The organism is Salinarimonas sp., assembly GCF_046292825.1.
Taxonomy (GTDB): Bacteria; Pseudomonadota; Alphaproteobacteria; order Rhizobiales; family Beijerinckiaceae; genus Salinarimonas.
In genome coordinates this window covers 25,691-48,642 of sequence record NZ_JBKBQG010000020.1, presented here as the reverse complement: position 1 = coordinate 48,642, position 22,952 = coordinate 25,691, and the positions used below count along the sequence as shown (strand labels likewise).

The window sequence follows — 22,952 nt, the reverse complement described above, 5'->3', positions numbered from 1 at the left end:
CCATCAAGCCGCGTTGATCCAGGACAGCCGCACGGGATAGCCCTCGCCCTCGAGGAGCGCCGTCGTCTCGGCGAGCGGCAGGCCGACGACGGCGGGGTAGGAGCCGACGAGGTTGATCACGAAGGCGCCGGCGAGCCCCTGGATCGCGTAGGCGCCGGCCTTCCCGCGCCATTCTCCGGAGGCGAGATAGCTGTCGATCTCGTCCTGCGAGAGCCGCTTGAAGCGCACCCGCGTCTCGACCACGCGCTCGCGGAAGGCGTCCTTGGGCGTCACCACGCACACGCTCGTATGGACGCGGTGCTGGCGCCCGGAGAGGAGGCGCATGCAGGAGGCGGCCTCGTCGACGATCTCGGCCTTGGGCAGGATGCGCCGGCCGACCGAGACCACCGTGTCGGCGGAGATCAGATAGGCGCCCTTCAACGCCTCGTCCTTGCGCGCGGCGAGCAGCGCGCGCTCGGCCTTCATGCGGGCGAGGCGGCGGGCGAGGTCGCGCGGCTTCTCGAGCTTGAGCGGGGTCTCGTCGACGTCGGCGGGCAGGAGCGCGTCGGGCTCGAGCCCGATCTGCTGCAGGAGCGCGAGGCGCCGCGGCGAGGCGGAGGCGAGGACGAGCTTCGGCCGCCATTCCGGCTCCCGCGATCCGAACAGGGACACCACGCCAGACACCTCCTCATCGCCCGCGAACCGGGCTCTCGGGCTCGGGAGATAGACCGAAAGAGCCCCGTTTGTGAACCCGCCCGGTATCGATCAGCGCGGGCTCTCGTCGGGCGGAGCGGAAGCCTGCGCCGCCGCCTCCGCGGCCTGCGCCTCGCGCACCCGCTGCGCATGCGCGATCGCGAGCTTGCGGTAGCGCGCGACGCCCACCGGAATGGTGCCGAGATAGAGGAGCGTGCCGATCGCGAGCATCGGGAAGGTGAAGGAGATGAGGAGCGCGACGAGAGCTACCGTCGCCACGAAGAGCGGCAGCACCCGCTCGCGCGGCACCTTGGCGCCCATCGACTTGCCCGAGAAGGTCGGCACCGTCGAGACCATCAGGAAGGCGATCGCGATCGCGTAGGCGAGCGCGAACGGGCTCGCGACCTCGTCGTCCATCGGCAGGCCGAGGAAGAAGAGATAGACGGGCAGGAGCGCCGCCAGAGCGCCCGCGGGTGCGGGCATGCCGACGAAGAATTCCTTCTTCCATTCCGGCCGATGCGGATCGTCCAGCGCCGCGTTGAAGCGCGCGAGCCGCAGGCACGAGGCGATGGCGAAGACGAGCGCCGCCGCCCAGCCGACGCCGCCGGCATGGTGGAGCGTGAACGAGAACAGGATCAGCGCGGGCGCCACGCCGAAATTGACGAAATCGGCGAGCGAGTCGAGCTCGGCCCCGAAGCGCGAGGTGCCCTTGAGGAGGCGCGCCACCCGCCCGTCGATGCCGTCCAGCACGGCCGCGACGAGGATCGCGTAGATCGCGAGCTCGAGCCGCCCCTCGAAGGCGAGGCGGATCGCGGTCAGCCCGAGGCAGAGCGCGAGCAGCGTGATCAGGTTCGGCACGAGCATGCGGAACGGCACGGGCTTGAAGCGGCGCCGACGCGGCTCGTTGGGATCGGGGGCGAAGGGGGCGAAGAAGTCGCTCATGGCTGGGGAACGCGCGAACCGGGCGAACGGCTCAGCCGGCCTTGAACTGGCGCGGCGGCTCCTGCGCGCGCAGATCCGCGAGCACCGTCTCGCCGGCGATGGCGTTCTGGCCCACCGCGACGAGCGGCTTCGTGCCGATCGGCACGTAGACGTCGAGCCGCGAGCCGAAGCGGATCAGCCCGAAGCGGTCGCCCACCTCGATCGATTGCCCCTCCTTGACGAAGCTGACGATGCGCCGCGCGACGAGCCCGGCGATCTGCACGACGGCGATGCGCGCCTCGCCGCCCTCGATGACGAGCGCGTTGCGCTCGTTGTCCTCGCTCGCCTTGTCGAGCTCGGCATTGAGGAAGACGCCCGGCGTGTAGGCCTGCTGCGCGATCCGGCCCGTCATCGGCGCGCGGTTCACGTGGCAATTGAACACGTTCATGAAGATGGAGATGCGCAGCATCGGCTCGCGCGGCAGATCGAGCTCGGCGGGCGGCACCGCGTTCGTGATCAGGCTCACGCGCCCGTCGGCGGGAGAGACGACGAGGCCCTCGCGCAGGGGCGTGGTGCGCGGGGGATCGCGGAAGAAATAGGTCACCCACAGGGTGATCACGAGCCCGACCCAGAACAGGGGCGTCCACAGGAAGCCGAGCGCGATCGAGACGCCGAAGGCGATCGCGATGAAGGGCCAGCCCTCCTTGTGGATGGGCACGAGGACCTTGCGGGCGGATTCGTAGACGGTCATGGGCGGGCGCTCGCGTCTTCTTTCGGCGTGTCTGTCGGCGTCGCGAGCGGCATGCGCCCCCGCGAGGCGACTGTCAACAGGGCGGCGCATCCCTCCCGCATCCCTCCCCGAAGGGCTACGAGATTCACACATCGTGATCTGCGCATAAGAACCGGACGACGAGGCGCCACCACTCTCCTTCCCCTCAGGGGAAGGTGGCCCGGCGGCGAAGCCGACGGGTCGGATGGGGTTTTTCGCAGCGACAGCGGCAAAGGGGCGTCTTCGTAGAGCGCCTTACGTTAGGAGAAGCCCAACGCCCCTTCGACCCTGCGGGTCGAAAGACCCCATCCGTCTCCGACCCCTGTTCGGGGTCGGAGCCACCTTCCCCTGAGGGGAAGGAGAGCGGCCGTACCGTTTTCGTGGAACGCATGCACACATCGCGGCCTTCGCATGCGATCGACGTCGACGAAGGCCGCTCTTGTCCTTCCCCCTTGGGGGAAGGTGGCTCCGAGCGAAGCTCGGAGACGGATGGGGGTCGTGCAGGAGGCACTCGAACGCCAGTTCCTGCACGACCCCCACCCCCGCCCCTCCCCCAAGGGGGAGGGGAGACCGTCGAGCTCCTCGGAAACGTCGAGGATCTCCAGGAAGTCCAGTCGGAAGAGATGTGTGAATCTCGTAGCCCTCCAAGGAGGCCCGCGCCTCACCCCTCCCGCAACTCCGCCAGCATGCGCTCGACGAAGACCGGCACCGCCTCGCTCGCGGGGCCGTAATCGGCGCCGTCGAAGAGATGGGCGTTGTCGGAGGGCTCGAGGTTGATCTCGTGGGTGGGGATCCCTGCGCGCCGGGCGAGGCCGACATAGCCCGCCGCCGGATAGACCGAACCCGAGGTGCCGATCGCGACGAACAGGTCCGCCTCGAGGAGCGCCGTCTCGATCTCGTCCATGAAGAGCGGGATCTCGCCGAACCACACCACGTGCGGGCGCATGCCGCCCGCGCGCCCGCAGGCGCCGCAGGCCTGCGCGGTCGACAGGTCGACGCGCGTCTCGACGACCTCCTCGCAATGAAGGCAGCGCGCCTTCAACAATTCGCCGTGCATGTGGATCACCCGCCGCGAGCCCGCGCGCTCGTGCAGGTCGTCGATGTTCTGGGTGACGAGGTGGAGGCGCCCGCCGGCCTCCTCCAGCGCCGCCTCGAGCCGCGCCAGCGCCGCATGGGCGGGGTTCGGCGCGGCCGCGAGCAGGTTCTGGCGCCGGGCGTTGTAGAAGGCGTGCACATGCGTCGGGTCGGCCGCGAAGGCTTCCGGCGTGGCGAGCTTCATCGGATCGAATTTGGACCAGATGCCGCCCTTGTCGCGGAACGTGCCGAGGCCGCTCTCGGCGGAGATGCCGGCACCGGTGAGGACGAAGAGGGTGGGGGCGTCGGTCATGGCGGGCGAGGATAGCCGCCTCCGCGCCGGCCGCAAGCGCTCAGACGGTCCCGCGGCCCAGAGGATCGGGCCCGAAGCGGTTCGGCCCCGGCGTGCCCTCGAGGAGGCCGAGATCGATCAGCGCCCAGAAGAAGCCGACGACGGGGATCAGGAGGAGCAGGCACCACCAGCCGGATTTGTCGCGGTCGTGGCAGCGCTTGATGTGCAGCATCAGGCCCGCGAGGGAGAGGAGGATGCCGAGCACCAGGCGGATCAGCCCATCCGTGCCGAACAGGATCGTCATCACGAGCCAGGCGGCGAACAGGATCGCGACGCCGATCCACCAGCGCCCGCGCTCGATGCGCCCCTCCGGCGAGGCGAACATCCAGGTCCAGTCGAGAGTGCGGTCCATGCCTGCCTCCGTAGCGTAGCCATGAGACAATGCGCGGGCGGGCCGGACGGTTCGAAAAGATCCGTCCGGCGCGCGATCGGTGCTCCGACCTGCGCCTCAGCGCAGGTCGTCGTCCTCGTCGTCCTCGGCGCGCTTGAGGCTCTTGAGCTTGGCGAAGACGTTCTCGGCCTCGATCTTCTCCTCGTCCTCGCGGCGGCGCGGCGCCTCGTAGCCGCCATAGACGTCCTCGTCGGCGGTGCCGGTGGTGACGTCGGTCGGCAGGAGCGTCTGGCCGCCGTCGCCGACCGGCACCTGCGGCCGATCCTTGGCGGCGCGGCTCACCTCGAGATCGAGGTCGATCTGCGAGCACAGGCCGAGCGTGACCGGATCGAGCGGCGAGAGCGAGGCCGAGTTCCAGTGCGTGCGGTCCTTGATCTGCTGGATCGTGGCCTTCGTCGTGCCGACGAGGCGCATGATCTGCGCGTCCTTCAGCTCCGGATGGTTGCGCAGGAGCCAGAGGATGGCGTTCGGCCGGTCCTGGCGGCGGGAGACCGGCGTGTAGCGCGGCCCGCGCGCCTTCTTGACCTCCGGCAGGCGCACCTTGGGCGGGGCGAGCTTGAGGCGGTGGCTCGAATCCTTCTGGGCCTTCTCGATCTCCTCGTGGGTGAGCTGGCCCATCGTGATCGGATTGGCGCCCTTGATGCCAGCGCCCACCTCGCCGTCGGCGATGCCCTTCACCTCGAGCGGGTGCAGCTTGCAGAATTCCGCGATCTGCTCGAACGTGAGCGAGGTGTTCTCGACGAGCCAGATGGCGGTCGCCTTCGGCATCAGGGGTCCAGCGGACACGGGGGTACCCTCCTCGAATTCCGACGCGCCGGGGCGGAAACCATCGGCGGCACGCGGCAAATCTCTCCTGTGCTCCGTCCCGGCGGCGGGCCGGAGCGACGTCTCCACGGATTGTGGGGAATGCTCCGAATATAGGCCTCTCGGAGCGAGCGTGCAATCGCGAAGTCCGCCATTCTCTCACCCGCGAAATGCGTTCTCCTCCAGGAACGCGGCCTCCTCAGGCGTGGTGTCTCGCCCCAGGATCGCGTTGCGGTGGGGGAAACGGCCGAAGCGGGCCACGATGTCGCGGTGGTGGCGCGCCCAATGCAGGCCGTCCGCGTCGCCGAGCGCCTCGTTGAGCGCCACCGACTCGTCCTGCGCGGCGAGATCCTCGGCATGGGTGAGGGGGAGCACGAAGAATCGCGTCATCGGCGGCTCGAACGCCCGCAGATGCCCCGCCGCGATCGCGGCGCGGGCGATCGCGAGCGCCTTCGCGTCGGTCGCGTAGACCTGCGGCGTGCCCCGGAACATGTTGCGCGGGAACTGGTCGAGCACGAGGAGGAGCGCGAGCGCGCCGTCGGGCGCCGCCGCCCAATCGTCGAGCGCGCCGGCGGCCGCCGCCTCCCAGGTCGCGCGGAAGCGGCGCGTGATCTGCGCGTCGAAGGCCTCGTCCTTCGCAAACCAGCGCTCGGGGCCGGCCTCCTTCCAGAAGGCGATGATGTCGTGCGGCGTCGCGATCGCGTCCATGGCGGCTCTCCTCTCGGCCCCTGTCTACCACGCGCGGGGGCGATGCGCCGCCCCCGATCACGCTTTGGTCGCACCGGCGCCGCTTTTGTGCGTCGGCGCTCTGGACAGCGCGCGTCTGGCGGGTACAAGCGAGCGCGAACGAGAACGACGTTGCGCCGCGCCCGCCCGCGCGCGCAACACTCTTACCAGCCGGGGGCCGGCGGGGAGCGGCTCTCGAGGACGAATAGCGGGGCGCGCAGGAGCGCCCGTTCGAGAAGGGACAAACGCCATGCGCGTCTATTACGATCGCGACGCCGACATCAACCTGATCAAGGGCAAGAAGATCGCCGTCGTCGGCTACGGCAGCCAGGGCCACGCCCATGCGCTGAACCTGAAGGATTCCGGCGTCGCCGAGGTGGCCGTCGCCCTGCGTCCGGGCTCGCCGTCCGCCAAGAAGGCCGAAGGCGCCGGGCTCGCCGTGATGGCGGTCGCGGACGCGGCGCGCTGGGCCGACGTGATCATGATGCTCACGCCCGACGAGCTGCAGGCGGACATCTATCGCGATCACCTCGCCGAGAACATGAAGGAAGGCGCCGCCCTCCTGTTCGCGCACGGCCTGAACGTGCATTTCAAGCTGATCGAGCCGCGCGCCGATCTCGACGTGCTGATGGTCGCGCCGAAGGGCCCCGGCCACACCGTGCGCTCCGAATATCTGCGCGGCGGCGGCGTGCCCTGCTTGGTGGCGATCGCGCAGGACGCGTCCGGCAACGCGCACGATCTCGGCCTCTCCTATGCGTCCGCCATCGGCGGCGGGCGCGCTGGCATCATCGAGACGAGCTTCAAGGAGGAGTGCGAGACCGACCTCTTCGGCGAGCAGGTCGTGCTCTGCGGCGGCCTCGTCGAGCTGATCAAGGCGGGCTTCGAGACGCTGGTCGAGGCGGGCTACGCCCCCGAGATGGCCTATTTCGAGTGCCTCCACGAGGTGAAGCTCATCGTCGACCTCATCTACGAGGGCGGCATCGCCAACATGAACTACTCGATCTCCAACACGGCCGAGTACGGCGAGTACGTCACCGGCCCGCGCATCATCACGCCCGAGACCAAGGCCGAGATGAAGCGCGTGCTCGAGGACATCCAGACCGGCAAGTTCACCCGCGACTGGATGCTCGAGAACAAGGTCGCGCAGACCTCCTTCAAGGCGATCCGCGCCCGCAACGCCGCCCACCCGATCGAGGAGGTCGGCGCGCGGCTTCGCGACTTGCGGCCCTGGATAAAGGAGACGGCGCTCGTCGACCAGTCTAACAACTGCCGCGGCGAGCCGTCGTCGCGCCGGGCTGTCCCGGCGCGCGCCCCCCGAAAGCCGCAGCGATGCGGCTTTCTTTTTGCGTCGTTCTCAAGCGTAATATATGTTGGCAAGAAAGATAATTAATAGTTATCTAAATTGCATTGAGGTAATTTAAAACTGGTGATAACAATCTCTTCACGCATGAGGCGAACGCCTCCGAACGTGTGGAGCATGACCAATGAGCCTCGAGATCCGCGACGATTCCCGGTCGGTGACGGCCGCCAAGTCACAGACGCAGAACGACTTCAACCTCGCCATGCAGCCGACCGGCGGGACGCCGGTCGCGCGGGCGACGACCGGCACCGAGACGCGCGTCGCCCAGGCGTCCCCGCCCTCGAACGCCACCGTCGTGCGCGAGCATCGCCGCATGCTGGCGGATCTCGATCGGGAGGCCCGCAACCTTCCCTTCAGCCCCACCGACGCGGTCCAGTCGACCATCAATCGGCTCGGCCGCAACACCGGCCTCTTCGAGACGCAGCTCAGCCCGCAGCAGCGCGTCGGTCTTCTGCGCCAGGCCTACGGCGAGGCGATCGAGCGCTTCGCGGCGGGCGATCCGTCGGTGTCGCGCTCGACGCTGACGCAGCTCCATTCCGGGCTGAACAACCTGATCACCGACATCCAGACCGGCAATGCGCGCCGCACGGAGCTCCTCGCGGGCTTCGGCGCCGGCACTGCGGAATTCGTGCGCTCGACCTCGGTCGGCATGACGGCGGGCATCGTGAGCATGATCGGCGGCCCCGGCGCCGGTGCGCTGGCGGGCGGCGCCCAATCGCTCGCGACGCTCGGCGCGATGGCCCTCTCGGCGCGTCGTGAGGGTGTCGCGATCGATCAGCTCGACCTGCCCGGCCGTCTCGTCGGCGACGTCGGCAACATCTTCACGACGCTCGCCGGTCCCGCGCTGCTCTCCTTCATGAACCTGCCGGGCGCGCCGACGGCGAACACGATGCGGGCGGTGGCGGCGCATATGGGCCGCCAGGGCATGATCGACGGCGGTCTCGACGGGCTCTTCACCACCGTGTCCGAGGCCACGATCAACCGCCGCCCGATCCCCGAGGCGCTGCGCGCCGGTGCGGTGCAGGGGGCGATCAGCTTCGTCTCGTCGGGGGCCATCAGCGGCCCGCTCGGGGCGCTGAACGCCCGCCAGCAGACGAACATCGCCAACACGATGCGCCAGATGACCGACGCGGAAGCCTCCGGCCTCCTGGGCAATTTCGACGCCCGCTCCGCGCGCTCCCTGCGCAACGATCAGCCGATCGTCTACCGCGCCATCAACGAGCGGACCGGCGGTGCCCTCGATCGGATCGCCGGGGGCGGCAGCCCGTCGCGTGCGAGCGTGCCCGCCGCCTCCGGCCAGTCGCCGCAGGCGCAGGCCCCGACGCGTCAGGCTCCGACGAACGCGCAGCAGCCCGCCGCCAGGGCCGCTCCCTCCGGCGGCGGGCTCGTCTCGCAGACGCCGGAGGAGGCGTTCCGCCGCGTCACCGACTTCGTCGTGGCGGTCGAGGGCTCGAACGGCCAGCGCGTCGGCGGGCGCTCGCTCGACCTGATCGAGGCCGACCTGCGCCTCGTGGAGAACCGGCTCTCGCCGCAGGACCTGCAGCGCGCGCGCAACGCCCTCGGCACCGCCCGCGGCGTCCAGGCCGCGAACGAGCGTGCGGTCTCGGAGAGCGCCGCGCGCGTGGGCACCTTCGTCACGACGGTGGAGGGCTCGGGCGGCACCCGGATCGGCGAGGTTCCGCTCGCGCGCATCGAGCAGGACTTCGCCCGCGTCCGCGACCGGCTCTCGCCGCAGGACCTCGCTCGCACGCAGAACGCGCTCGCGACCGCGCGGGAGACCCAGGCCGTCGGCGCGAGCGTGGAGCGCCTCGGCGCCTTCGTCACCGCCGTCGAAGGCTCGGGCGGGGCGCGCATCGGCGAGGTGCCGCTCGACCGCATCCAGGGCGACCTCGATCGTGCGCGCTCGCGGCTGCCGGAGGCCGACGTGCGCCGCGTCGAGCAGGCGCTCGGTACCGCCCGCGCCACCGCTTCGGCCAACGAGCGCATCGGCCGGTTGAGCACCTTCGCGGGCATCGTCGAGGGCTCGAACGGCACCCGGATCGGCGAGGTGCCGCTCGATCGCCTGCAGGGCGATCTCGACGCCGTGCGCGACCGGCTGCAGCCGGCGGCGATCGCCCGCTTCGAGCAGGCGCTCGACACCGCGCGCAATCGCGGCACTCCGAACGCGCTCCCGCCGGCCCGCGACGGCGCGCCGGGCGCGCTCGCCAACACGCCGGCGACCGACAATGCCGGCGGCGGCGCGCAGCCCCCGAACACCAATCGGACGGCCGCCGCGGGCGCGAGCCCGGACGAGCCCGGCGGCTTGCTCGGCCCCGTCGACTTCACCGCCGAGAACCGCCAGACGCTCGCGAACATCCTGCGCGCGCCCTATCGCGACGTGGCGAACTTCGTGAACGACGGGGGCACCGACGTGAGCGGCCTGCCCAACGCGATCCGCTCCGCCCTCGACATCCGCGTCAGAGAGGGCCTCGCCGACCCGAACGTCGACGGCGCGACCCGCACCTCCCTCGAGCAGGCGTTGCAGCGGCTCCGCGGCGGCGGCAACGCGGCCGCGCCGTCGCCGGGCGCGATCGCGGGCGGCCCGCCGCCGGCTCTGCCCCCGACCACGCTCGAGGAGGTTCCGAACCTCTCGACCTTCGGACGCGACCAGTCGGCGCCGGGCGGAACGGAGGGCTCGGGCCGTCCGTCGAGCACGCCCCCGAGCTCGGGCGCGACGCCGCAGGGACGCGAGGCGCCGACCGGGCCGGAGACGCTCTTCGCCGAGCCGCCGCCCCGGCTCGGCCTCGACATCCAGCCTCCGCCGCCGCCCACCGGCCCGTTCCAGACGATCCCGCCGTCTGCGCCCGATCCGAGCACGGTGTTCCCCAACCCCTTCTTCGACACGAACCCGGCGCCGCAGCCGGGGATCGGGTTCGATTTCGGCACGGGCAACGTGCCGGGTGCCGGCGCGCCGCGCCCGGCGCAGCCGACGGGCCCGGTGCCGCGCTCGCAGGATTTCGGCCTCGACCCGAACCTGCGTTACGTCGGTCAGGACCCGATCGAGAGCACGCCGATCTTCCAGCGTTCGAACGGGGAACTCGTCGGGCCGCGCAACGACTCGATCCTGATCGAGAATCCGGGCACGGTCGCCGCGCAGGGCCACGGGCTCTACAACGCGCTCACGCCGGAGATCATCGGCCGGACCCGTGCCACCTTCAACCTGGCCGGGTTGGGATCGATCACGATGTGGTACCAGGCCGGCGACACGGCGACCGATCTGATGACGGCGTCCCAGGCCGCCTTGCGCGATCGGGCCTTCCAGCAGCGCCTCGGGCCGAACCCCGATCTCCAGGATTATGCGCGGGCCGCCCGCGAGAGCCTGATCGCTTGGGCGCGCCAGGAGCGGATCGACCTGAACGATCCCTCGAATCTCGTGCGCATCTCGCAGCGTCTCGACGCGATGCTGCCCCCGAGCATCGGCTTCGTGACCGGCCCCTCGCTGCGCACGCCGGCGACCGGCATGTTCAACCGCCTGCCGGGCGCGCCGAATTTCGGCGAGTATCTCGAGCTCAAGCGTGATCAGCTCGTGAATGCGGGTGCCGTGCTCTACGATCCGAACGCCAACCGAGGCGGTCGCTACTCCCTGAATGCCGAGATCATCGAAGGCGGCAATTTCAGGCTGCGGCAGCCCATGGCGCTGACGCTCGGGAGCCGCGAGGCCGGCGGCGTGAACATCGATCCGATGGGCGTCTCGCTCGGCGCGATCGGCGTCTCTCGGGCCGACGAGCAATCGCTCACGCTGCCCGCCGGAACGGTCATCGATCGCGAGCTCGGCAACGCCATCAACGCGAGCCTGAACAATCCGCTCGACATCACCGTCTGGCGCCATGCCGGCCAGGCCCCGGCGACCGAGGCGAGCGCGAACCTCAACACGGTCGTGCAGACGAACTTCGCGCCGGCCGGCTTCCCGCGGGTCAACGAAAACGTCATCAGCTTCTACTCGAACTACGACCTGCCGCGCGGCTGGAACAACCTGCGCGACAGGCTCTCTCTCGCCGTGCCGATCGAGCTGCGCCGCGACACCACGCCGCCGCCGATCGACTCGATCCATACCACGAGCTACATCACGGCCGGCGCATCCATTCTCGGCAACGGCGTGAGCCATCAGGCGGTCATCCGGCCGCTCGATCTCGACGGCATGCTCAACCCCTCCGGCAGCGTGCGGCAAGCGTTCGACTGGAGCAATGTGGGGCCGCTCTACACCTTCAGCCGCGGCCAGGACGATGGGCTCCGGATCGCTCGCGACGCGGCCTATGACGGCTTCATGTCGCGTCCCGCCTTCACCCCGCCGTCGCCGTCGCAGAACGTCTGGGTGGAGACCCCGACCGGCCGGTTCGCCCAGCTGCCCTACGGGGTGGTGCGTGCGCTCAACGGCGAGACCCTGTCGGGAGCCGACGTGACCGCGATCAACCTCTACGTCCGCGAGCGTGCCCGAGCGACGAGCAACGATACCGGCGCCGTTTCCGCCGGCGCGGAGGTCGTGCGCCGGATCAGCGCAGCGTCGGAGGACGGCAAGGTCCTCGGCGCGGGCGGCCGCGAGGCGCTCACGGGGGTCGTCGAGCAGCACCTGCGCGATCAGGCCTGGACGCAGATCATGAGGCAGGACGGCACCCGGCCGGGCGGGTTCCCGCCCGCTCCCGGCAACTGACCCTCGCCCCGGCGCGGATCGCCCCGTGAGATCCGCGCCGGGGTTCGTCTCGACGAGCCGGTATCCATCGAGCCCCGCGATCCTCTATGATCGCCCCGTGTGGCCGGGCACGTCCCCGGCCGTGCGGAGCGCGCGATGAACATCCTCTCGATCCAGTCTCACGTGGCCTTCGGCCATGTCGGCAATTCCTCCGCCGTGTTCCCGATGCAGCGGCTCGGCTGCGAGGTCTGGCCGATCCACACGGTGCAATTCTCCAACCATACCGGCTACGGCGCCTGGAAGGGCCGCGTCTTCGACGGGCCGATGGTCGAGGAGATCCTCGACGGCATCGCCGAGCGCGGCGTGCTGCCGACCTGCGACGGCGTGCTCTCCGGCTATATGGGCTCGCCCGACATCGGGGCGGCGATCCTCTCGGCGGTGGCGCGGGTGCGCGCTGCGAACGCGGACGCGCTCTATTGCTGCGACCCGGTGATCGGCGACGTCGGCCGCGGCATCTTCGTACGCCCCGGCATCCCCGAATTGATGCGCGACAAGGTCGTGCCCGCCGCGGACATCATCACCCCCAACCAGTTCGAGCTCGAATATCTGTCGGGCCGCGCGATCCGCACCCTCGACGACGCCAAGCACGCGGTCGCCGCCGTGCAGGAGACCGGGCCCCGCGTCGTCCTCGTCACCTCGCTGCACACGAGCGACACGCCCGCCGACGCGATCGACATGCTGGCGGGGGAGGGGGGACGCTTCTTCCGCATGCGCACGCCGAAGCTCTCCGTCAACGTCAACGGGGCTGGCGACGCGGTCGCGGCCTTGTTCTTCGTCCATTACGCCCGCACGCGCTCGGCCGAGACGGCGCTCGCGGAGGCCGGGGCGGCGATCTTCGGGCTGTTGAAGCGCACCCAGGACGCGGGCTCGCGCGAGATCCTCACCGTCGCCGCCCAGGACGAATTCGTGGCGCCCACCCGCCGTTTTCCCGTCGAGCGCGTTTAAGTCATCCCTCCCCGTAGGGGTGGGTGGCCTCCGAGCCGAAGGCGACGGAGGTCGGGTGGGGCCCGTGGGATGGAGGACGATCTCCACCCGGGCCCCACCCGACCCCTTCGCTGCGCTCAGGGGCCACCCTCCCCTCCGGGGAGGGATATCTTCGGGAGAGTGTCACAATGCGTCTGCGGATCGCGACCTTCAACGTCGAGAACCTCGTCTCGCGCAACGTCTACGGCCCCAAGGAGAGGCCGCAGATCCAGGCGCCGCTCTCGCTGTTCGACTTCGCCGATCCCGAGTTTCGCGCGGCCGTGCAGGCGGCGACCGCCGTCGCGCTCGAGGACGACGAGCGCCAAGCCACCGCGCTCGCGATCGCGGAGACCCGCGCGGACATCCTCTGCCTGCAGGAGGTCGACAGCCTCGGCGTGCTCGCGCCCTTCCTCAAGCACTATGTCCACGCGGCGGGCGACCTGCGCTACGGCCATATGCGGCTCGTGCCGGGCAACGATCCGCGCGGCATCGACGTCGCCTTCTGCGCCCGCCGCGGGCTCGTCGAGAACGAGGATGCGATCACGGCGCGCTCCTGGAGCGCCGCCACCTACGAGGAGCTCGACGTGCATTCTCCGGAGATCGCCGAGCTCGGCATCGCGCCCGATCAGCGCGTGTTCAATCGCGATTGTCTCGAGGTCGACGTCGATCTCGGCGACCGGGGCTTGACCCTCTTCATCTGCCACCTGAAATCGACCGGCTACGGCCCGCGCTCCTCGTCGCCCGCTCTGCGCGCGGCGGAGGCGCGGGCGGTGCGGGCCATCGTCGAGCGGCGTTTCGGTGCGGGCTGGCGCGAGGCGCTCTGGATCGTCGCGGGCGATTTCAACGACGGCCCGTTGCGCATCCGCGCCGACGGCGGCCTCGTCGAGAACGAGGCTTGGGGCGGAGCGGCGCTCACCGAGGATTTCGCGATCGATCCCGTCCGCGGGCTCGTCGAGACGCAGCGCTGGACCTACCATTTCCGCGACGTCGGCGAGGAGGGGGTCGTCGCCGACGAGCACGTGCAGCTCGACCACGTCCTCCTCTCGCCCGCGCTCGCCGCCGCGAACCCCGCCCCGTCGGTCGAGATCATCCGCCGCGGCCTGCCCTATCGCGTGCCCCTCGACCCCGCGCACCCGGACCGCTCGATCGGCTATCTCTCCACCCGGAACGATCGCTACCCCCGCATCGGCTGGGACCGCCCCCGCGCGAGCGACCATTGCCCGCTGGTGGTGGAGATCGACGTGCCGAAGATTCCGCTATCGCCGGTGCCGAAAGAGGGTTCGTGAGGACATTCCCTTAGGCCGTCATTCCGGGGCGCGAAGCGAACCCGGAACCCAGAACCTCGACGATCGCCCGAGCAGCCTATAGGCTGCGTCCCTCGACGTATGAGTTGCCTGTATTCGCGTAGCGAGCGCGCATGCGCGCTCGATCGAACGTCGGGAGTCTGGATTCCGGGCTCGCTACGCGCCCCGGAATGACGGATTGGTGGAGATCTAGACAAGAAGAACCGACGCGGGAGGACGCGCATGCAGGAGGAATTCCCCGGCTTCGAAGGCTTTCGCCTCGAAGACATGGAGGTGCCCGATCGCGGTTTCGGCGCCGCGCGCATCCGCTACCGGATCGGCGGTGCGGGCCCGCCGCTGCTGCTGCTCCACGGCAACCCCATGTCGCACGTGAGCTGGCACAAGATCGCCGCCCGCCTCGCCGAGCGCTTCTCGGTCGTCGCGTCGGACCTGCGCGGCTACGGCGACAGCATCGGGCCGGAGGAGGGGGGCGAGCGCTCGATCAATTATTCCTTCCGCGCCATGGCGCAGGACCAGGTCGATCTGATGGAGGCGCTCGGTTTTGCCCGCTTCCAGGTCGTGGGCCACGATCGCGGCGCGCGCACGACGCATCGCATGGCGCTCGATCATCCCGCGCGGGTGGTTCGCGCCGGCCTCGTCGACATCCTGCCGAACCGCCACATCTGGCACAATGCCAGCAAGGACTGGGCGATGAAGTCCTGGCACTGGCTCTTCATGGCCCAACCCTACGACATGCCCGAGCGGATGATGGCCGGCGTGCCGGCGCGATACTACATGGAGCGCAAGCTCTCCAAGCCGGGCCTCGGCCTGTCCTTCTTCCACCCGCGCGCCTTCGACGAATACGTCCGCTGCTTCACCTGGAAGACGATCCGCGGCTCCTGCGAGGATTACCGCGCCTGCCCCACCTCGGATCTCGCCATGGACGATGCCGATTTCGAAGCCGGCCGCCGCGTCGCCTGCCCGCTCCTCGTGATCTGGGGCGCGCGCAGCCATACCGGCACGGTCCACGGCGACGTGCTCGCCTGCTGGCGGCCCTATGCCGGCGGGGAGGTGACCGGCGGGCCGATCCCGTGCGGGCATTACGTTCAGGAGGAGGCGCCGGAGGAGACCTTCGCGGCGCTGGACGGGTTCTTGGATCCGCTTGCGCCGACGTCTTGAAACTCTACGTTAACTATAAACGAGACCTTCAAGCCTATGAAAATCCTCGTCCTTCCCGGCGACGGCATCGGCCCCGAGATCACCGACGCGACCCTGCGCGTGCTCGAGGCGGCCGACGCCCGCTTCCGACTGGGGCTCGCCTTCGAGACCTGCGAGATCGGCTTCTCCACGCTGCGGACGCACGGCACGACCATGCCCGCCGACATTCTCGACCGGGCGCGCGCGTCGGACGGGGTGCTCCTCGGGCCGATCTCGCATCTCGACTACCCGCCGCCGGAGGAGGGCGGCGTCAACGTCTCGGCCGCCTTCCGCACGAAGCTCGACCTCTTCGCCAATATCCGCCCCGCCCGCACCCGGCCGGGCGTGCCCCATCGCGGCACCGACATGGACCTCGTCATCATGCGCGAGGCGACCGAGGGCATGTATCCGGACCGCAACATGGTCGCGGGGTGCGGCGAGATGATGCCGACCCCCGATCTCGCGCTCTCGATGCGCAAGATCACCCGCGGGGCGTGCGAGCGCATCGCGCGGGCCGCCTTCGACCTCGCCCGCACCCGTCGGCGCCGGGTCGCCGCGATCCACAAGGCGAACGCGTTCCGCCTCACCGACGGGTTGTTCCTGGAGGCGGTGCGCAGCGTCGCGGCCGATTATCCGGACGTCGCGCTCGAGGAGATCCTCGTCGACGCCATGGCGGCCCATCTCGTGCGCGACGCGTCGCGTTTCGACGTCGTCTGCGCGACGAATTTCTACGCCGACATCCTCTCCGACCTCGCCTCCGAGCTCTCGGGCGGGCTGGGCCTCGCGGGCTCGCTCAATGCCGGCGAGACGCTCGCCGCCGCCCAGGCCCAGCACGGCTCGGCGCCCGACATCGCGGGGCAGGACCTCGCCAATCCGACCTCGCTGATCCTGTCGGCCGCGATGCTGCTCGCGTGGTCCGCGGCGCGGACGGGGATCGCCGCGCGCAAATCGGCGGCGGACGCGATCGAGGCGGCGATCGACGCGCTCCTCGCCACCCCCGCCACCCGCACCCGCGACCTCGGCGGCGACCTCGGCACGCGCGCCTTCGCGGAGGCGGTGGCGGAGCGGGTGAGAGATGGGCGGGGAGATCCCTCCCCGGAGGGGAGGGTGGCCCCTGGAGCGTAGCGACAGGGGTCGGGTGGGGCCCGTATGGAGCCCATTCCCACCCGTCGAGCCCCACCTGCCGGGCACCACCCGACCTCCGCCGGCGTCGTCTGGGAGGCCACCCGCCCCTCCCGGGAGGGATCAATTGCTTTCCCTCCGTCGATCGCTATAGTCCGCGCCACTTTCGACGGAGCGTGCGCGCAGCGGGGGCCCTGAGCGGCCGTCGGCGTGCGCGCTCGAGCCCGAACGGAGCGTTACGTGATCATCACTCCTGCTTATGCACAGGCGGCCGGCGGCGGCGGCGGGGACATCTTCCTCCAGCTCCTGCCCTTCATCCTCATCTTCGTCATCATGTGGTTCCTGATCATCCGCCCGCAGCAGAAGCGGGTGAAGGCGCATCAGGAAATGGTCAAGGCGCTGCGCCGCGGCGACCAGATCGTCACCTCCGGCGGCCTCGTCGGCAAGATCTCGAAGGTGATCGACGATGCGGAGATCGAGGTCGAGGTCGCGGACGGCGTGCGCGTGCGGGTGATCCGCGGCATGGTCGCCGAGGTGCGCACCAAGGGCGAGCCGGCCAAGGCCTGATTCGCCGCAGGGCCGATTCGGCTCCCACACTTGCGCGGGCGGCGCGGCTTCGTATCTGTGAGCCACGCCGCGCGCGTCGCGGCTTTTGTACTCCAAGGTGTCTGCGGGAATGCTGCGCTTCTCGACCACGTCCACGGTCGCCATCGTCGCGATCGTCATCCTCGGCCTCTGGCTCGCCGTGCCGAACCTGCTGCGGCAGGATCAGCGCGACGCGATCGCGAGAGCGACGCCGGACTGGGTCCCCGGCCTTCTCGTGCCCACCCAGGCGGTCGTGCTCGGGCTCGATTTGCAGGGCGGCTCGCACATCCTGCTCGAGGTCGACACGGGCGAGCTCGTGCGCCGCGAGGCGTCGAACCTGCGCGACCGGGTGCGCGAGGCGCTGCGCGCGACCCGCACCCCGCTCGAAGGCGGCATCCAGCTCACCAATCGCGGCGTCCAGTTGCGGGTTCCCGACCCTGACGCCCGCGCGCGCCTGATGCCGCAGCTGCGCGCGCTCGAGCAGCCGGTCCAGGACGCGGTGTTCGGCCAGTCGAGCGAGGCGGTCTCCGTCTTCGAGGGGCCGGACGGGCTCATCCAGATCACCTACACGGAAGCGGCGATCGAGGAGCGCGTCACCCGCGCCGTCACGCAGACGATCGAGGTCCTGCGCCGGCGCGTCGACGCGCTCGGCACGACCGAGCCGAACATCCAGCGCCAGGGCGCCGACCGCATCCTCGTCCAGGTGCCCGGCCTGCAGGATCCCGAGCGGCTCAAGGCGCTGCTCGGCGAGACCGCGCAGCTCGAGTTCCGCTTCCTCGCCAATCCGGGCGACACCGACATCGAAATGCTGCCCTCGCGCGATGCGGGCGGCGAGCCGGTCGCGGTCGAGCGGCGCACCATCGTCGGCGGCGAGGATCTCATCGACGCCCAGCCCTCCTTCGACCAGCAGACGAACGAGCCCGTGGTCACCTTCCGCTTCAACGTCTCGGGCGCGCAGCGCTTCGGCGAGGCGACGACGCGAAACGTCGGCCGTCAGCTCGCGATCGTGCTCGACAACGAGGTGATCTCGGCCCCGCGCGTCCAGACGCCGATCACCGGCGGCTCCGGCCAGATCTCCGGGCGCTTCTCCGTCCAGGCGGCGAACGACCTCGCGGTGCTCCTGCGCGCGGGCGCGCTGCCGGCGAGCCTGACCATCGTCGAGGAGCGCACCGTCGGCCCCGGCCTCGGCGCGGACTCGATCCGCGCGGGCGCGGTCGCGGCCGTCGTCGGCGCGCTCGCCGTGGTCGTGTTCATGGTCGCGGCCTACGGCTTCTTCGGCGTGCTCGCGACGATCGCGCTCGCGGTGAATGTCGGCCTCATCTTCGGGCTCCTCTCCGCCATCGGCGCGACGCTGACGCTCCCCGGCATCGCCGGCATCGTGCTGACGCTCGGCATGGCGGTCGATTCGAACGTGCTCATCTACGAGCGCATTCGCGAGGAGGAGCGGCTCGGCCGCTCGGTCGTCTCGGCGATCGACGCGGGCTTCTCGCGCGCCCTGGGCACGATTCTCGACGCCAACATCACCACCCTGATCGCGGCGGCCGTGCTGTTCTTCCTCGGAACCGGGCCGGTGCGCGGCTTCGCCGTGACGCTCTCGCTCGGCATCATCTGCACCGTCTTCACGGCCTACACCCTCAGCCGCCTGATGGTCGCGACCTGGTTCCGCGTGAAGCGGCCCAAGAAGCTCGCGATCTGAGGGAGGAGCAAAGCCATGGCGCTCGTCCGCTACATCCCCGTCGACACCAAGTACCAGTTCATGCGCCACCGGCGCTGGAGCTTCCCGCTTTCGGCGCTCCTGTCGATCCTCGCGGTCGCGGCCTTCTTCGGGCTCGGCATGAATTTCGGCATCGATTTCCGCGGCGGCACGCTCGTCGAGATGCAGTCGCGCGCCGGCCCGGCCGACATCGCCCAGATCCGGCAGGACGCCGCCGCGCTGGGCTTCGGCCAGGTCGAGGTCCAGCAATTCGGCACCGACCGCGACGTCGCCGTGCGCGTCCAGCTCCAGGACGGCGGCGAGGAGGTGCAGCAGCTCGTCGTGCAGCAGCTGCGCGCGGCCTTCGAGGCGGATTACGAATTCCGCCGCGTCGAGGTGGTCGGCCCGCGCGTCTCGGGCGAGCTCGTCCAATCGGGCACGCTCGGCGTCGTCGCCGCGATCCTCGCGGTGCTCGTCTATCTTTGGTTCCGCTTCGAATGGCATTTCGCGGTCGGCGCCGTCATCGCGACCCTGCACGATCTCGTGCTGACGATCGGCTTCTTCGCGGTGACGCAGCTCGAGTTCAACATGACCTCGATCGCGGCCATCTTGACCATCCTCGGCTATTCGTTGAACGACACGGTGGTGGTCTACGACCGCATCCGCGAGATGCTGCGCAAGTACAAGCGCGTGGGCGTCAACGAGGTGCTCGACATCGCCATCAACGCGACGCTCTCGCGCACCTTCCTGACCAGCGTCACTACGCTGCTGGCGCTCCTCGCGCTCGCGGCTCTGGGCGGCGAGGTGATCAAGGGCTTCGCCTACGCGATGATCTTCGGCCTCGTGATCGGCACCTATTCGTCGATCTTCATCGCCGCGCCGGTGCTGATCTATCTCGGCGTGCGCCAATCGGGCGAGTTCGCGGTCACCGACGCGCAGACGCAGCCCGCGGAGTGAGCCGATGGCGGGGCGCCTCTACGACGGCTTCGTGCCGGGCCGCCACGCCATCGACGCCTACGGCAACGGCGGATTCCGCTTCGCGGACATGTCGCACAAGGGGTCGATCCTCGCGCTGCCCTCGGGCATCAAGGCGCTCGACGCGCGCGAGCCGGCGGACCTGACCCGTGAGGCGCTCGCGCCCGCGCTCGCCGAGGCGGACGCGATCGAGCTCCTCCTCGTCGGCACCGGCCGCGATCTCGCGCGTCTCGACGAGGCCGTGCTCTGGGCCCTGCGGGAGGCCGGCCTGCGCGTCGAGACGATGCAGACCGGGGCGGCCGCGCGCACCTACACGATCCTCCTCGGCGAGGGCCGTCGCGTCGCCGCCGCCCTCCTCGCCGTGCCATGAGCGCGGCCATGGAGGCCCCGAGCGCGCTCCCCGCCGACGCCTCTGCCGATGCCCGCCATTGCGAGCGCCTCGTGCGCGAGGGCGATCGCGACCGCTGGCTCGCCACCCTCTTCGCCCCCGCCGAGGCGCGCGCCGCCCTCTTCGCGCTCTACGCCTTCAGCCTCGAGATCGCCTCCGTGCGCGAGCGCGCGCGCGAGCCGCTCACCGGCGAGATCCGCCTGCAATGGTGGCGCGACGCGCTCGACGGGTCGGCGCAAGGCGAAGCCCGCGGCAACCCGGTCTTCGCGGCGCTCGAGGACGCGATCGGCACCTACCGCCTGCCCCGCGCGCCGTTTCTCGCGCTGATCGACGCGCGGGTGGGCGATCTCTACGAGGACCCGATCGAGACCGTGAACGACCTCGAAGGCTATTGCGGCGAGACCTCCTCGGTCCTGATGCGCCTCGCGAGCCTCGTTCTGGCGAAGGGCGAGGATCCCGGGCTTGCCGACGCCGCGGGCCATTGCGGCGTCGCCTACGCGCTCGCCGGATTGATGCGCGCCTTTCCCTGGCACGTCGCGCAGGGGCGGCTTCTCGTGCCCCCGATCGAGACGCTCGCGCGGCACGGGCTCACCCGCGAGCGCGTGGTCTCGGGGGAGGGGGGGCTGCCGCTGCGGGCCGCTCTCCAGGACATGCGCGCCCTCGCCCGCGACCACCTGAGACGTGGCCGCGCCGCCCTCGCCGACGCCCCCCGCGCGATCCGCCCGGCCTTCCTGCCGCTCGCCCTTGTCCCGGCTCTCCTGGCGGCGATGGAGCGCCGCGACTACGACCCCTACCGCACGATCGTCGAGGTGCCGCAATGGCGCCGACAGATCGCGCTGTGGTGGGCGGCGCGGTAAGGCGCCCAGCGGCCAGGCTCGAGAAAATCCGGATTTGATCCGCTCCTATCGCCCGCGCGCAAGAGGCGTCCGCACCCGGTGACATCCGCGCGCTCGTCGCCTACATGACCCCTGCACGAACCGGGGAGGCCGTCTTGCTCGAGCGAATCGCACGGATCTGGGAGCGGCGGCCCGATGGGGAGGCGGTGCGTCAGTCGGGCGCGATCCCCTATGCGGTCGTCGATGGCCAGGTGACCTTCCTCCTCGTCACGTCGCGGCGGACGGGCAAGTGGATCTTTCCGAAGGGCACGCCGATCCCGGGCCTCGACGCGCGCGGGGTGGCGGCGCGCGAGGCGTTCGAGGAGGCCGGCGTCGAGGGAGAGCTCGCGTCCGAACCGATCGGCTCCTATGCCGGCGTGAAGGTCAAGGGCATGCGCCGCACGCCGATCCTCGTCGACATGTACCCGCTGCGCGTCACGATCCAGCACGAGGACTGGCCCGAGAAGGGCCAGCGCCACCGCCATTGGGTCGTCCTCCAGGAGGCCCGTCGCCTCCTCTCGGAGCCGCAGCTCGTCGCGCTCGCCGAGCGTCTGCGCCGCGAGGTGCTCGCGCATGCGGACGGCATCGCGGGCTGAGAGCCGGCGCCGCGCCCTCAAAATTTCAAAATCTTTCGTTGCAATGTCATCCCGGACGCTTAAGGCGATCCGGGACCCATATCCACGACGTCTCAGTCGCAGCCTGTAGGCTGCGTTTCTCTGACGAAAGCTGCCCAAATGTAGCGGAACGAGCGCGGCATGCGCGCTCGGAGAGTCGTCGAGGTTATGGGTCCCGGGTCCGCTTCGCGGCCCGGGATGACAACCTTCGAAAGATTCACAAGCCCTCAGCCCGTGCGCCGCCGCGTGCGGGTCGGCGGGGCGACGGAGGAGCGAAAGACGAGGTCGACCGGCCAGATCTCGGAGAGCCGCTCGGGCGGCGTGCCGGAGATCCGCGCGAGGAGCATCTCGCCCAGCCGATAACCCGCCTTGCGGATCGGCGAATGGGTCGTCGCGAGCGGCGGGTCGAGCGTGTCCGCCTTCAGGAAGGGCAGCGCGTCGTCGTGGGCGAGGATCGAGACGTCGCGCCCGATCGCAAGCCCGAGATCGCGCGCCGCTCGGTAGGCGCCGAGCGCAATGAGAACGCTCGACGCGACGAGGGCGGTCGGCCGCCGCGCATCCTCGAACAAGGCGCGCGCCGCGCGATAGCCGTTCTCCTCGCTCATCGGCGCGTTGACGATGCGCCCGCTCTCCGGCGCGAGCCCGCGTGCGGCGAGCGCGCTGCGAAAGCCCCGCTCCCGATCGCGCGCGAAGGTGAGGCCGGCGCGGCCGTTGACGAGCGCGATCTCGCGATGGCCGAGATCGAGGAGGAGCGTCGTCGCCCGCGCGAAGGCACCCTCGTTGTCGATGTCGAGATGGGCATAGGGCGCGGCGACCTCCGTGCGCCCGTGCACGATGAAGGGGGTCGGCAGCCCCACGAGCGCCTCCACCCGCGGATCGACGATCTTGGGCGAGGAGAGCACGAAGCCGTCGACCCGCCCGCTGCGGGCATAGCGACGATAGGTCTCGATCTCGTCCGCGACCGGCGTCGCCCGCAGCGACAGCTCCATCTCGGTCGTGGCGATCATCTCCGCGAGGCCGGCGAGGAGTTCGAAGAAATGCGGATCGACGAGGAGGTTCTGCTCGACGGGGAACAGGATCGCCACCACGCCCGCACGTCCCGTCGCGAGGCGGCGCGCCGCAGGGTTTGGACGGTAATCGAAGCGGCGGGCGGCCTCCGTCACACGCCGCCGCGTGTCCTCGGAGACGTCCGCGTAGCCGTTGAGGGCACGCGAGACAGTCGTCTGCGATAATCCCAAATGTTCGGAGAGTTCCTTCAGGTTCATGCTCGCCGCCCCAAGCGCTTTGGATGCCGATCTTGCCGGCCTGCGACGGAAAGAGCAAGTGAAACAGGGTTGACGCTGGGGAATAGGTGCGGTGCACCATGGCGATTGTGCGCCGCTTCCTTGACAAGATGCGCATGTGCCGTTTAGCTCTTTGCCAAAGCGCTTTGGAAAAGCCGCGAACGCCAGCGACAACCAGG

The 22,952-nt window shown here is 70.2% G+C and carries 19 protein-coding genes and 1 pseudogene; 12 read left to right on the top strand and 8 right to left on the bottom strand.

The genetic code is table 11. From position 1 onward, the window contains the following. Nucleotides 1-3: 3 nt before the first annotated feature. From ACK4UM_RS11510 to ACK4UM_RS11480, 7 genes are all read right to left on the bottom strand, one after another. A complete protein-coding gene (locus tag ACK4UM_RS11510; protein WP_409798946.1) occupies nucleotides 4-645 on the bottom strand; it encodes a Maf-like protein in 642 nt (213 codons plus the stop codon). Between the two features lie 99 nt (nucleotides 646-744). Then, on the bottom strand, nucleotides 745-1,614 hold the full coding sequence (gene pssA, locus ACK4UM_RS11505) for a CDP-diacylglycerol--serine O-phosphatidyltransferase (protein WP_409798898.1): 870 nt from the start codon (nucleotides 1,612-1,614) through the stop codon (nucleotides 745-747). A 31-nt stretch (nucleotides 1,615-1,645) separates the two neighbouring features. Beyond that, nucleotides 1,646-2,434: a phosphatidylserine decarboxylase gene (locus ACK4UM_RS11500; protein WP_409798896.1), complete on the bottom strand. Its 789-nt coding sequence runs from the start codon at nucleotides 2,432-2,434 to the stop codon at nucleotides 1,646-1,648. A 589-nt stretch (nucleotides 2,435-3,023) separates the two neighbouring features. Next, the gene (locus ACK4UM_RS11495) at nucleotides 3,024-3,749 is read right to left on the bottom strand and encodes an NAD-dependent deacylase (protein ID WP_409798894.1); all 726 of its coding nucleotides are present in this window, start codon (nucleotides 3,747-3,749) and stop codon (nucleotides 3,024-3,026) included. A gap of 40 nt (nucleotides 3,750-3,789) precedes the next feature. Further along, a complete protein-coding gene (locus ACK4UM_RS11490; protein WP_409798892.1) occupies nucleotides 3,790-4,140 on the bottom strand; it encodes a DUF805 domain-containing protein in 351 nt (116 codons plus the stop codon). Nucleotides 4,141-4,236: 96 nt separating this feature from the next. Then, nucleotides 4,237-4,965 carry a DUF1013 domain-containing protein gene (locus ACK4UM_RS11485; RefSeq protein ID WP_409798890.1) on the bottom strand — a complete coding sequence of 243 codons (729 nt, stop codon included), beginning with the start codon at nucleotides 4,963-4,965 and terminating at the stop codon, nucleotides 4,237-4,239. 177 nt (nucleotides 4,966-5,142) lie between these two features. Continuing rightward, nucleotides 5,143-5,691 (bottom strand): DUF924 family protein, encoded by a 549-nt coding sequence (locus ACK4UM_RS11480; RefSeq protein ID WP_409798888.1) that lies wholly within the window; start codon nucleotides 5,689-5,691, stop codon nucleotides 5,143-5,145. 268 nt (nucleotides 5,692-5,959) lie between these two features. Here ACK4UM_RS11480 and ilvC point away from each other — a divergent pair. The 12 genes and pseudogenes from ilvC to ACK4UM_RS11420 all read left to right on the top strand — a co-directional run. Continuing rightward, nucleotides 5,960-6,976, top strand: a pseudogene (gene ilvC, locus ACK4UM_RS11475) (ketol-acid reductoisomerase); the annotation flags it as partial. Nucleotides 6,977-7,193: 217 nt separating this feature from the next. Further along, on the top strand, nucleotides 7,194-11,756 hold the full coding sequence (locus ACK4UM_RS11470; protein ID WP_409798886.1) for a hypothetical protein: 4,563 nt from the start codon (nucleotides 7,194-7,196) through the stop codon (nucleotides 11,754-11,756). A 135-nt stretch (nucleotides 11,757-11,891) separates the two neighbouring features. Next, complete coding sequence (gene pdxY / locus ACK4UM_RS11465; protein WP_409798884.1) at nucleotides 11,892-12,740, top strand: pyridoxal kinase PdxY; 849 nt, start codon at nucleotides 11,892-11,894, stop codon at nucleotides 12,738-12,740. A gap of 167 nt (nucleotides 12,741-12,907) precedes the next feature. Next, on the top strand, nucleotides 12,908-14,044 hold the full coding sequence (locus tag ACK4UM_RS11460; RefSeq protein WP_409798882.1) for an endonuclease/exonuclease/phosphatase family protein: 1,137 nt from the start codon (nucleotides 12,908-12,910) through the stop codon (nucleotides 14,042-14,044). A gap of 240 nt (nucleotides 14,045-14,284) precedes the next feature. Beyond that, entirely contained in the window at nucleotides 14,285-15,220 is a 936-nt protein-coding gene (locus ACK4UM_RS11455) for an alpha/beta fold hydrolase (protein ID WP_409798881.1), read from the top strand. A 36-nt stretch (nucleotides 15,221-15,256) separates the two neighbouring features. Beyond that, entirely contained in the window at nucleotides 15,257-16,363 is a 1,107-nt protein-coding gene (locus tag ACK4UM_RS11450) for an isocitrate/isopropylmalate dehydrogenase family protein (protein ID WP_409798879.1), read from the top strand. Nucleotides 16,364-16,600: 237 nt separating this feature from the next. Next, nucleotides 16,601-16,927, top strand: a complete 327-nt coding sequence (yajC, locus tag ACK4UM_RS11445) for a preprotein translocase subunit YajC (RefSeq protein WP_409798877.1) — start codon at nucleotides 16,601-16,603, stop codon at nucleotides 16,925-16,927. A gap of 109 nt (nucleotides 16,928-17,036) precedes the next feature. Then, nucleotides 17,037-18,641 carry a protein translocase subunit SecD gene (gene secD, locus ACK4UM_RS11440; RefSeq protein ID WP_409798875.1) on the top strand — a complete coding sequence of 535 codons (1,605 nt, stop codon included), beginning with the start codon at nucleotides 17,037-17,039 and terminating at the stop codon, nucleotides 18,639-18,641. Nucleotides 18,642-18,656: 15 nt separating this feature from the next. Continuing rightward, nucleotides 18,657-19,595 carry a protein translocase subunit SecF gene (gene secF / locus ACK4UM_RS11435; protein ID WP_409798873.1) on the top strand — a complete coding sequence of 313 codons (939 nt, stop codon included), beginning with the start codon at nucleotides 18,657-18,659 and terminating at the stop codon, nucleotides 19,593-19,595. A gap of 4 nt (nucleotides 19,596-19,599) precedes the next feature. After that, on the top strand, nucleotides 19,600-19,983 hold the full coding sequence (locus ACK4UM_RS11430) for an Mth938-like domain-containing protein (RefSeq protein ID WP_409798872.1): 384 nt from the start codon (nucleotides 19,600-19,602) through the stop codon (nucleotides 19,981-19,983). Between the two features lie 8 nt (nucleotides 19,984-19,991). Beyond that, nucleotides 19,992-20,858 (top strand): phytoene/squalene synthase family protein, encoded by an 867-nt coding sequence (locus ACK4UM_RS11425; protein ID WP_409798870.1) that lies wholly within the window; start codon nucleotides 19,992-19,994, stop codon nucleotides 20,856-20,858. Between the two features lie 134 nt (nucleotides 20,859-20,992). Beyond that, complete coding sequence (locus tag ACK4UM_RS11420; protein WP_409798868.1) at nucleotides 20,993-21,472, top strand: NUDIX hydrolase; 480 nt, start codon at nucleotides 20,993-20,995, stop codon at nucleotides 21,470-21,472. Between the two features lie 245 nt (nucleotides 21,473-21,717). Here the strand turns inward: ACK4UM_RS11420 and ACK4UM_RS11415 are convergent, their stop codons facing one another. Then, a complete protein-coding gene (locus ACK4UM_RS11415; protein ID WP_409798866.1) occupies nucleotides 21,718-22,755 on the bottom strand; it encodes a substrate-binding domain-containing protein in 1,038 nt (345 codons plus the stop codon). Between the last annotated feature and the right edge of the window lie 197 nt (nucleotides 22,756-22,952).

Bases quoted from the DNA above. Each gene is read 5' to 3' on its own strand.
- ACK4UM_RS11460 (WP_409798882.1), top strand. From the start codon at position 12,908: ATGCGTCTGCGGATCGCGACCTTCAACGTCGAGAACCTCGTCTCGCGC.
- ACK4UM_RS11450 (WP_409798879.1), top strand. From the start codon at position 15,257: ATGAAAATCCTCGTCCTTCCCGGCGACGGCATCGGCCCCGAGATCACC.
- ACK4UM_RS11455 (WP_409798881.1), top strand. From the start codon at position 14,285: ATGCAGGAGGAATTCCCCGGCTTCGAAGGCTTTCGCCTCGAAGACATG.
- ACK4UM_RS11430 (WP_409798872.1), top strand. From the start codon at position 19,600: ATGGCGGGGCGCCTCTACGACGGCTTCGTGCCGGGCCGCCACGCCATC.
- pssA (WP_409798898.1), bottom strand. From the start codon at position 1,614: ATGAGCGACTTCTTCGCCCCCTTCGCCCCCGATCCCAACGAGCCGCGT.
- ACK4UM_RS11470 (WP_409798886.1), top strand. From the start codon at position 7,194: ATGAGCCTCGAGATCCGCGACGATTCCCGGTCGGTGACGGCCGCCAAG.
- ACK4UM_RS11495 (WP_409798894.1), bottom strand. From the start codon at position 3,749: ATGACCGACGCCCCCACCCTCTTCGTCCTCACCGGTGCCGGCATCTCC.
- ACK4UM_RS11490 (WP_409798892.1), bottom strand. From the start codon at position 4,140: ATGGACCGCACTCTCGACTGGACCTGGATGTTCGCCTCGCCGGAGGGG.
- ACK4UM_RS11500 (WP_409798896.1), bottom strand. From the start codon at position 2,434: ATGCGCCGCCCTGTTGACAGTCGCCTCGCGGGGGCGCATGCCGCTCGC.
- ACK4UM_RS11425 (WP_409798870.1), top strand. From the start codon at position 19,992: ATGGAGGCCCCGAGCGCGCTCCCCGCCGACGCCTCTGCCGATGCCCGC.
- ACK4UM_RS11415 (WP_409798866.1), bottom strand. From the start codon at position 22,755: ATGAACCTGAAGGAACTCTCCGAACATTTGGGATTATCGCAGACGACT.
- secF (WP_409798873.1), top strand. From the start codon at position 18,657: ATGGCGCTCGTCCGCTACATCCCCGTCGACACCAAGTACCAGTTCATG.
- secD (WP_409798875.1), top strand. From the start codon at position 17,037: ATGCTGCGCTTCTCGACCACGTCCACGGTCGCCATCGTCGCGATCGTC.
- pdxY (WP_409798884.1), top strand. From the start codon at position 11,892: ATGAACATCCTCTCGATCCAGTCTCACGTGGCCTTCGGCCATGTCGGC.
- ACK4UM_RS11480 (WP_409798888.1), bottom strand. From the start codon at position 5,691: ATGGACGCGATCGCGACGCCGCACGACATCATCGCCTTCTGGAAGGAG.